The sequence below is a fragment of the Streptomyces swartbergensis genome, from assembly GCF_002148965.1.
GTDB lineage: Bacteria > Actinomycetota > Actinomycetes > Streptomycetales > Streptomycetaceae > Streptomyces > Streptomyces swartbergensis.
In genome coordinates this window covers 1-7,445 of the sequence record NZ_NGFN01000400.1, presented here as the reverse complement: position 1 = coordinate 7,445, position 7,445 = coordinate 1, and the positions used below count along the sequence as shown (strand labels likewise).

The following is a 7,445-nucleotide window of genomic DNA, read 5'->3' as shown; positions in this document are numbered from 1 at the left end:
GGGGCGTACGACGCGCAGCCACAGCAGCGTGAGCGGGGCGGCCACCGCCGCGAACGGCAGGACCGCGCCGAGGGCCACCGCGAGCCAGCGCAGCATCGTCACGAACGCGTTCCAGCCGCCCGCGAGCGCGTCCACGAACCCCGGGTCGTCGTCCTTCGTCTCCTTCTTCACCGGGGTCTCGGACAGCGACAGGGTGATGGTGGCCAGGCTCGTGCGGTCCTTCAGTGACTCCTGGCGCGCGAGCAGCGCCTCCAGGTCGGCCTGGCGGGTGCTCAGCTCGCCCTCCAGGGTCACCACGTCGCTGAGCTTGGTGGCCTGGTCCATCAGTTCGCGGATCCGGGCCACACTCGCGCGCTGCGACGTGATCCGGCTCTCCACGTCCACGACCTGGTCGGTGACGTCCTCCGCCTTCGCGCTGCGGTCGAGGAGCTTGCCCGCGCCCTCCAGCTCGGTGAGGACCTCGTCGTACTTCTCGACGGGCACGCGCAGCACGACGCGGGTGCGCTCGTGGCCCTCCTCGTCCCGGGTGGTGGTCTCGTTGCCGACGTAGCCGCCCGCGTTCTCGGTGCCGGTGCGGGCCTCCTCCAGGGCCTTCGGGACGTCCTTGACCCGCACGGTCAGTGAGGCCGTGCGGATGATGTGGGCCGTGGGGAGCTTCGCCGGAGCGGTCGCCCTGGCTCCGCTTCCGGCGCCGCCGGGGGCGGCCTCGTTCGCGCCGGCCTTGCCGTCGGCGTCCGGGGCGGCGACTCCCCGGTCGGCGGCGCTGCTGCCGGCGGAGTCCTCTCCCGCGCCGCTGCATCCGGTGAGCGCGAGGGCCGCGGCCAGCAGGAGCGCGGCGAGAGGGCGTGCCGGGCGCCGCGGGGCGAGCGGGATCTTGCAGACGGCCCCTGGGGCCGGGACGGGGTGGCGAGCGGGTCGGCGTGTGCGCATGTGGTTTCCCCCGGGATCGGTTCGGCTGACGTTTCTTCGACGCCCGGGCGGTGCCGGACGTTTGGTCCGGGACGGTTCCGATGCGGTCACGGTCGGGACTCGTGAAGGACACCGGGGCGCGGCAGCGCTGTCAGTGGGGTCTGAGAGGCTGGGGGCATGCGCGAAGTTCAAGCCCGTGCGGGCACGGGGCAGGTCGTCGTCATCGGGGCGGGCATCGCGGGACTGGCGGCCGCGCACCGGCTGCTGGAGCGCGGGGCGCGGGTGACCGTGCTGGAGGCCTCCGACCGGGTCGGCGGCAAGCTGCTGCCCGGGGAGATCGCGGGCGCGCGCGTGGACCTCGGCGCCGAGTCGATGCTGGCCCGCCGCCCCGAGGCGGTGGCGCTCGCCCGGGAGGTGGGCCTCGCCGACCGGCTCCAGCCGCCCGCGACCGCGACGGCCTCGATCTGGACCCGGGGCGCGCTGCGCCCGATGCCCAAGGGCCACGTGATGGGCGTGCCCGGCACGGCGGCGGCCCTGTCCGGCGTGCTGTCCGACGAGGGCCTCGCCCGCATCGACCGCGACGCCGAGCTGCCCCGCACGGAGGTCGGCGACGACGTGGCCGTCGGGGAGTACGTGGCGGCGCGCCTCGGCCGCGAGGTCGTCGACCGCCTGGTGGAACCCCTGCTGGGCGGCGTCTACGCGGGCGACGCGTACCGCATCTCGATGCGCTCGGCCGTCCCGCAGCTCTTCCAGGCCGCCCGCAGCCACACCTCTCTGACGGAGGGCGTCCGCGAGCTCCAGGCGAAGGCGGCCGCCGCCCAGCAGACCGGCCCGGTGTTCATGGGCCTCCAGGGCGGCGTCGGCACGCTGCCCCTGGCGGTGGCGGAGTCGGTGCGGGCGCGCGGGGGCGAGATCCTGACGGGGACGTCGGTGACGGAGCTGCGCCGTAGCGCCGCGGACGGCGGTGGATGGCGCGTGGTCACGGGTGAGCGGGTGCTGCACGCGGACGCGGTCGTGCTCGCCGTCCCCGCCCCCGCCGCCGCCCGGCTCCTGGGCACCGAGTCCCCCGAGGCCGCCGCCGAGCTCGGCGGCGTCGAGTACGCCTCCATGGCCCTGGTCACCCTCGCCTACCGCCGCGCCGAGACGGCCCTCCCCGAGGGCAGCGGCTTCCTCGTGCCGCCGGTGGACGGGCGCACCATCAAGGCGTCCACGTTCGCCTCGCAGAAGTGGGGCTGGATCGCCGACGAGAACCCGGACCTGATCGTCCTGCGTACCTCCGTCGGACGGTACGGCGAGACGGAGATCCTCCAGCGCGACGACGACGGGCTCGTGGCGGTCTCCCGGCACGACCTGAAGGCGGCCACCGGCCTGGACGCCACACCCGTCGCCACCCGCGTCACCCGCTGGGACGACGGCCTGCCGCAGTACCCCGTCGGCCACCACGCGCGCGTGGCCCGCATCCGCGAGCACGTGGCGAAGGTCCCGGGGCTCGCTGTGTGCGGCGCGGCGTACGACGGCGTCGGCATCCCGGCGTGCATCGCGAGTGCCTACGCCGCCGTCGACCAGATCCACGGCGACCTGCGGGGTGTGCAGGAGCTCACCGCCCACCCGGTGCAGAGCCTGCACGGCGGAGCGGGAGAATGAGGAGCATGAGTGACGACGCCTCCACCACGGCCTCCAGCGCCACGCCCGACCGCATCCCGAACAAGGGCAAGCTGGCCAAGGACCTCAACGAGGTCATCCGCTACACGCTCTGGTCCGTCTTCCAGCTGAAGGACGTCCTCCCCGAGGACCGCGCCGGATACGCCGACGAGGTCCAGGAGCTGTTCGACCAGCTCGCCGCCAAGGACGTGACCATCCGCGGCACGTACGACGTCTCCGGCCTGCGCGCCGACGCCGACCTCATGATCTGGTGGCACGCGGAGACCAGCGACGCGTTGCAGGAGGCGTACAACCTCTTCCGCCGCACCAAGCTGGGCCGGGCGCTCACGCCGGTGTGGTCGAACATGGCGCTGCACCGCCCCGCCGAGTTCAACCGCGCGCACATCCCGGCGTTCCTCGCCGACGAGACGCCCCGCAACTATGTGAGCGTCTACCCCTTCGTGCGCTCCTACGACTGGTACCTGCTGCCCGACGAGGACCGCCGCCGCATGCTCGCCGACCACGGCAAGATGGCCCGCGGCTTCCCGGACGTGCGCGCCAACACGGTCGCCTCGTTCTCCCTCGGCGACTACGAGTGGATCCTCGCCTTCGAGGCCGACGAGCTGTACCGCATCGTCGACCTCATGCGCCACCTGCGCGCCTCGGAGGCGCGTCGGCACGTCCGCGAGGAGGTCCCGTTCTTCACGGGCCGCCGCAAGGACATCGCGGAGCTGGTCGCGGGTCTGGCCTGATCAGCGGAGCGGTCGTCCGGCCCGGGGCTTCTCCGGGGCCGTCGAACGCGGCTGCGGCCTCGGCTTCGGTTCCGGACGCGCGGCGCAGTCCGCACCCCGTCCCGGCAGCCGGCCCTCCAGCAGGTAGGCCTCCATGTAGCCGTTGACGCAGGCGTTCGTCCCGCCCGCCAGGCCGTGCGTGCCGGCGTCCCGCTCCTTCACCAGGACGGAGCCCGCGAGGCGGCGGTGGAGTTCGAGGGCGCCGTCGTACGGCGTGGCGGCGTCCCGCTCGGCGGCCAGGATCAGCGTCGGCGGCAGTTCGCCCGGCCCGGTGCCGACGTCGAGCGGGCGCTGCCGCGGCCCCTCCCAGTAGGCGCAGGGCAGGTTGGTCCACACGTTGTCCCAGGTCTCGAAGGGCGCCACCCGCGCGAGCCGGGTGTTGTCCCGGTCCCACACCTCCCAGTCCGTTGGCCAGGGGGCGTCGTTGCACTCGACGGCCACATAGACCGCGCGTGAGTTCTCCGCCTCGACGGCGGCCTCCGGGTGCTGTGCCGCCTGCTCGACCAGCGGCCCGGGATCGCCCTTGAGGTACGCCGACAGCGCGTGCGCCCGGTGCGGCCACTGGTCGTCGTAGTACCCGGCCTGAAGGAGCGCCCCCTGCAACTGTCCCGGCCCGACCTTCCCGCCGGCCGGCTCGACGGCCAGCCGGGCCCTCGCCCGCTCGTAGCTGCGCCGCACCTCCCGCGCGGTCCTGCCCAGCCCGTACACGTCGTGGTGCCGGGCGATCCACTTCCGGAAGTCCCGCCAGCGGTCCTCGAACGCCGCCGACTGGTCGAGGTTGTTGCGGTACCAGATCTGCGCCGGGTCGGGATCGACCGCGGAGTCGAACACCATCCGCCGTACACGGGCGGGGAACAGCGTCGCGTACAGGGCTCCGAAGTACGTGCCGTACGACGAGCCCATGAAGGTCAGCCGTTCCTCGCCGAGCGCGGCGCGCAGCACGTCGAGGTCGCGGGCGTTGTTCAGTGAGTGGTAATGCCGCAGCGCGCCGCCGGCCCGCTCGACGCAGCCGCGCGCGTACGCCTTGGCCTGCGCGATGCGTTCCTTCTTGTACGACTCCGAGGGGTGCGTCGGTGACTGGGTGGGCCCCTTGAAGAACTGCTTGGGGTCCTCGCAGGACAGCGGTGCGGAACGGCCGACCCCGCGCGGGGCGTAGCCGACGAGGTCGTACGCGGCCGCGAGCCGCTTCCACTCGGGGAGCAGGCCGACGAGGGGGAAGTACAGGCCGGAGGCGCCCGGGCCGCCCGGGTTGTAGACCAGGGCGCCCTGGCGGCGGACCTTGCGCTTGCTGTTGTGCGGGTCCTTCTGCGTGGCGCGGGCGCGGCCGACGGCGAGCTCGATCTGCGTGCCGTCGGGCTGTGCGTAGTCCAGCGGGACGGTGACCGTGCCGCACCGCATGCTGCCGGGCAGGTCCTGCGCGTCGGGGCACGGGCCGAAGTCGATGCCGGCCGCCTTCGCCCGCGCGGCGGCCACCGCGGTGCCGCGCAGCTCGGCCGTCGCCCTCGCGCCGTCGGTGTCCGGGGCGGCGGTGAGGGCGCTCAGCAGCAAGGACCCTGCTGCCGAGTAGAGGAGGGCGGCTCTCATCGCGAATCCCTTCGGTGCACGGTGGCGACAAAAGGGATGTTTCGTGGAGCGGTTGGGGAAGGCAAGCACCGTTCACCGGTGTCGGCGTCAATGCCCCTGTGCGCCCCCGTCTGTCAGTCGTGTGCCTCGCGGTGCGTGAAGGCGGCGCGCAGGTCCGGCTCGCCGATCGCGCGGACGCCGCGTACGGCCACCGAGGTGAGGTACGTACGGTCGTCGGCGGTGCCGTCCGCGTTCCGGGCCAGTGCGCCGAGCAGCCGCTGGCCGGCCGGGGAGGCCCAGCGCGAGTACGGGTGGGCCTCGATGCGGGCGATGGCGAGACAGCTCAGGGTCAGGGCGAGCGGCAGCGCGAACCACAGGGCCACCAGATGACGCGGCATGTCCGGCGGAGCGGGCGTCAGCAGCGCGGCCGCGCCGAGACCGAGTACGGCGACGGCCGCCGAGCGCACCTGCCGGACGGCCGCCGCGACCGTCGTACGGGCGCTGTCGGGCACGGCGAGTCCCGCGCGCACCAGCCGGTCGGCGATGCCGCGCACCGCGTCCGCCGTGGCGGCGGTGGCCCGCACCGGCGCTATCCGGGACTGCCCCTCGGGGCCGATGGCCCCGATGACCGACCGCTCCATCTCGTCCCGCCCGCGCGGATCGACGACCGTCGCCCAGCCGGTGTGGGCCAGGAGCAGCCGGCGCTGGCGTGCCATGGCGACGAGGGTCACGTCGGCGACCCGGCGGGGTCCGCCGGAGAGGAACGCGGCCTCGTACAGCGTGAGTTCATGGACGCGGCCGGTGTCCGCGTCGGCGGCCGCGGCGCGTACGGCGGTCAGGCACAGGCGTGTGCACGCCGTGCCGGCCACGGCCCAGGCCGCCAGCAGGAAAAGAACCCAGAGCATATGTTGTTTGTATGTGACACGGTCCCGGAAACACCATGCCTTGTTCACGATCCGGACGGAGTGTTGTCGGTATGTGACGTTCCGTTTTCCTGCTCCGGTGGCGGGCGGAAGGTGGGCGGCGGAAGCGTGAAGGCCGGGTCCGGCGCCGGAACCGGAGAGTTGGGGGAGACCGGAGCCGGGACCGCCGCCGGGGGAGAGCTCCCGGTGGCCAGGTCGCGGGCCACAGCGTCGAAGTCGACGTAGCCCGTGGCCTCCAGGACCTTGATGTGGTCGAGGACGGTCGTGTTGGCGTCGTCGGCGAGGTCGCGCACCAGCGAGTTGCGGGTGCTCGCACGGACTTGGGCGACGACCGAGAAGACCCTGCCGTGCGCCAGCCGCAGGATGGTGGCGAACTGGCGGTCGTACTCGGCACCCTGTGCCTCGTCCAGGGTCTCCAGCCACTGCTTCTGCTGGTCGCCGGCCTCGTTCGGCAGGGCGAGGTTCAGCCGCGAGGCGACACCGCGGACCCGTTCGTCGAGGAACCTGTGCCCCTCGACGAGATGCCGGCCCGCCGTCCGGACGGCCGGCGTGGTGCCCTTCGCCTGTGCTTGCCGCCCCGCGGGCAGCTCCCACAGCCCGGCCAGTCGGACCTTGACGAGGAAGTCCTGGTCGAGCGCGGACAACGGGCCGTAGCTCGTGCGCAGGGTCTGGGCGCTCAGCCCGTCCGGTCCCGTCCCCTGCCGGTCGGTGTACGGCCAGAGGGAGAAGACCAGCGCGGCGAACGTCGCCGCCAGGCACGTGACGATGAGCCCTGTGCCGCTGACGATGCCTCGGCCCTTGACGGGGGGTCGCGGTCGCATGGTGGTGCCTCCTGGTACGGCACCGCACGCTAGTGCGTTTCGGGTGCGGAGTTGACATGTTACCGGGGGGTCTACGTCAACTGCCTTACACGGGCGAATGGTTGTAACGGGGGCAGGACGGGACGATTGGGGGAGGCGTGACAGGGGACTTGCCGGGGCAAAGAGGCTCAAAACATCCATGGCTCCAGGCGGGCGTGAACCGGGTGTCAGCCCCGGCACACTCGCGTGCGGACGGGCGAGGCCGGGTGACCAGCCCACCCGGGTCCCCATGGACCACCGGGACGCCGCCGGGGCGGTGAGCCCCGTGGCCGCTTCCCGCCCGATGGCTGACGTCCCCAATCAGCGCCGGAGCAGCACCTTCCGGGTGGCGCGGGCCAGCCGGTGGACCGGGCGGCGCGATCGGGGCGACGGTCCCGACCGCTCCAGCCACCACTCCCGCAATTCCCGCCGCGCCGCCGCGTCCCCGGGCCGCCCGGCGGACAGCAGGTGCTCGGCGAAGGTGAGCGCGTCACGCCGGTAGCCGCCGGTCATCGGCTGGGTCTGGGCGTACGCGAGGAAGGCCGTACGGTAGTCCGCCCCGAGGATCTCCGGCAGCTCGGGCGCGACCTTCGCCWCGACATCCGCCCGCTTGGCGGCCAGCGCCCGAGCCTGTACGCCGACCCGCACCCGGTCGAACCCCTCGGGCACGGGCGTCCCCGCGACCAGCGCCGACAGCAGCGCGGCCTGCGCGAGCCCGACCCGCTGCCGGGCACCGTCCCCACCAGGGTGGGGCAGGCCGAAGGCGCCCCGTGCCGCCC

The 7,445-nt window shown here is 73.7% G+C and carries 7 protein-coding genes; 2 read left to right on the top strand and 5 right to left on the bottom strand.

Going from position 1 to position 7,445, the window contains the following annotated elements:
- Positions 1-930, bottom strand: a 930-nt coding sequence (locus CA983_RS37935; protein ID WP_244207270.1) for a DUF4349 domain-containing protein, incomplete at its 3' end; no start/stop codon positions are given.
- 156 nt (positions 931-1,086) lie between these two features.
- Here CA983_RS37935 and hemG point away from each other — a divergent pair.
- A complete protein-coding gene (gene hemG, locus CA983_RS37930; RefSeq protein ID WP_086605263.1) occupies positions 1,087-2,553 on the top strand; it encodes a protoporphyrinogen oxidase in 1,467 nt (488 codons plus the stop codon).
- 5 nt (positions 2,554-2,558) lie between these two features.
- Positions 2,559-3,302, top strand: a complete 744-nt coding sequence (hemQ, locus tag CA983_RS37925; protein WP_086605262.1) for a hydrogen peroxide-dependent heme synthase — start codon at positions 2,559-2,561, stop codon at positions 3,300-3,302.
- Here the strand turns inward: hemQ and CA983_RS37920 are convergent, their stop codons facing one another.
- The 4 genes from CA983_RS37920 to CA983_RS37905 all read right to left on the bottom strand — a co-directional run.
- Positions 3,303-4,925, bottom strand: a complete 1,623-nt coding sequence (locus tag CA983_RS37920) for an alpha/beta hydrolase (protein WP_086605261.1) — start codon at positions 4,923-4,925, stop codon at positions 3,303-3,305. It abuts the gene before it with no gap.
- Between the two features lie 113 nt (positions 4,926-5,038).
- Positions 5,039-5,809: a TIGR04222 domain-containing membrane protein gene (locus tag CA983_RS37915; protein WP_086605260.1), complete on the bottom strand. Its 771-nt coding sequence runs from the start codon at positions 5,807-5,809 to the stop codon at positions 5,039-5,041.
- 44 nt (positions 5,810-5,853) lie between these two features.
- Positions 5,854-6,648 (bottom strand): DUF4142 domain-containing protein, encoded by a 795-nt coding sequence (locus tag CA983_RS37910; protein ID WP_086605259.1) that lies wholly within the window; start codon positions 6,646-6,648, stop codon positions 5,854-5,856.
- A gap of 339 nt (positions 6,649-6,987) precedes the next feature.
- Positions 6,988-7,445: SCO6045 C-terminal-like domain-containing protein (locus tag CA983_RS37905; RefSeq protein WP_483027226.1), on the bottom strand; the 458-nt coding region annotated here is incomplete at its 5' end.

Coding starts and splice junctions, on each gene's coding strand:
- hemQ (WP_086605262.1), top strand. CDS start 2,559: ATGAGTGACGACGCCTCCACCACGGCCTCCAGCGCCACGCCCGACCGC.
- hemG (WP_086605263.1), top strand. CDS start 1,087: ATGCGCGAAGTTCAAGCCCGTGCGGGCACGGGGCAGGTCGTCGTCATC.
- CA983_RS37910 (WP_086605259.1), bottom strand. CDS start 6,648: ATGCGACCGCGACCCCCCGTCAAGGGCCGAGGCATCGTCAGCGGCACA.
- CA983_RS37920 (WP_086605261.1), bottom strand. CDS start 4,925: ATGAGAGCCGCCCTCCTCTACTCGGCAGCAGGGTCCTTGCTGCTGAGC.
- CA983_RS37915 (WP_086605260.1), bottom strand. CDS start 5,809: ATGCTCTGGGTTCTTTTCCTGCTGGCGGCCTGGGCCGTGGCCGGCACG.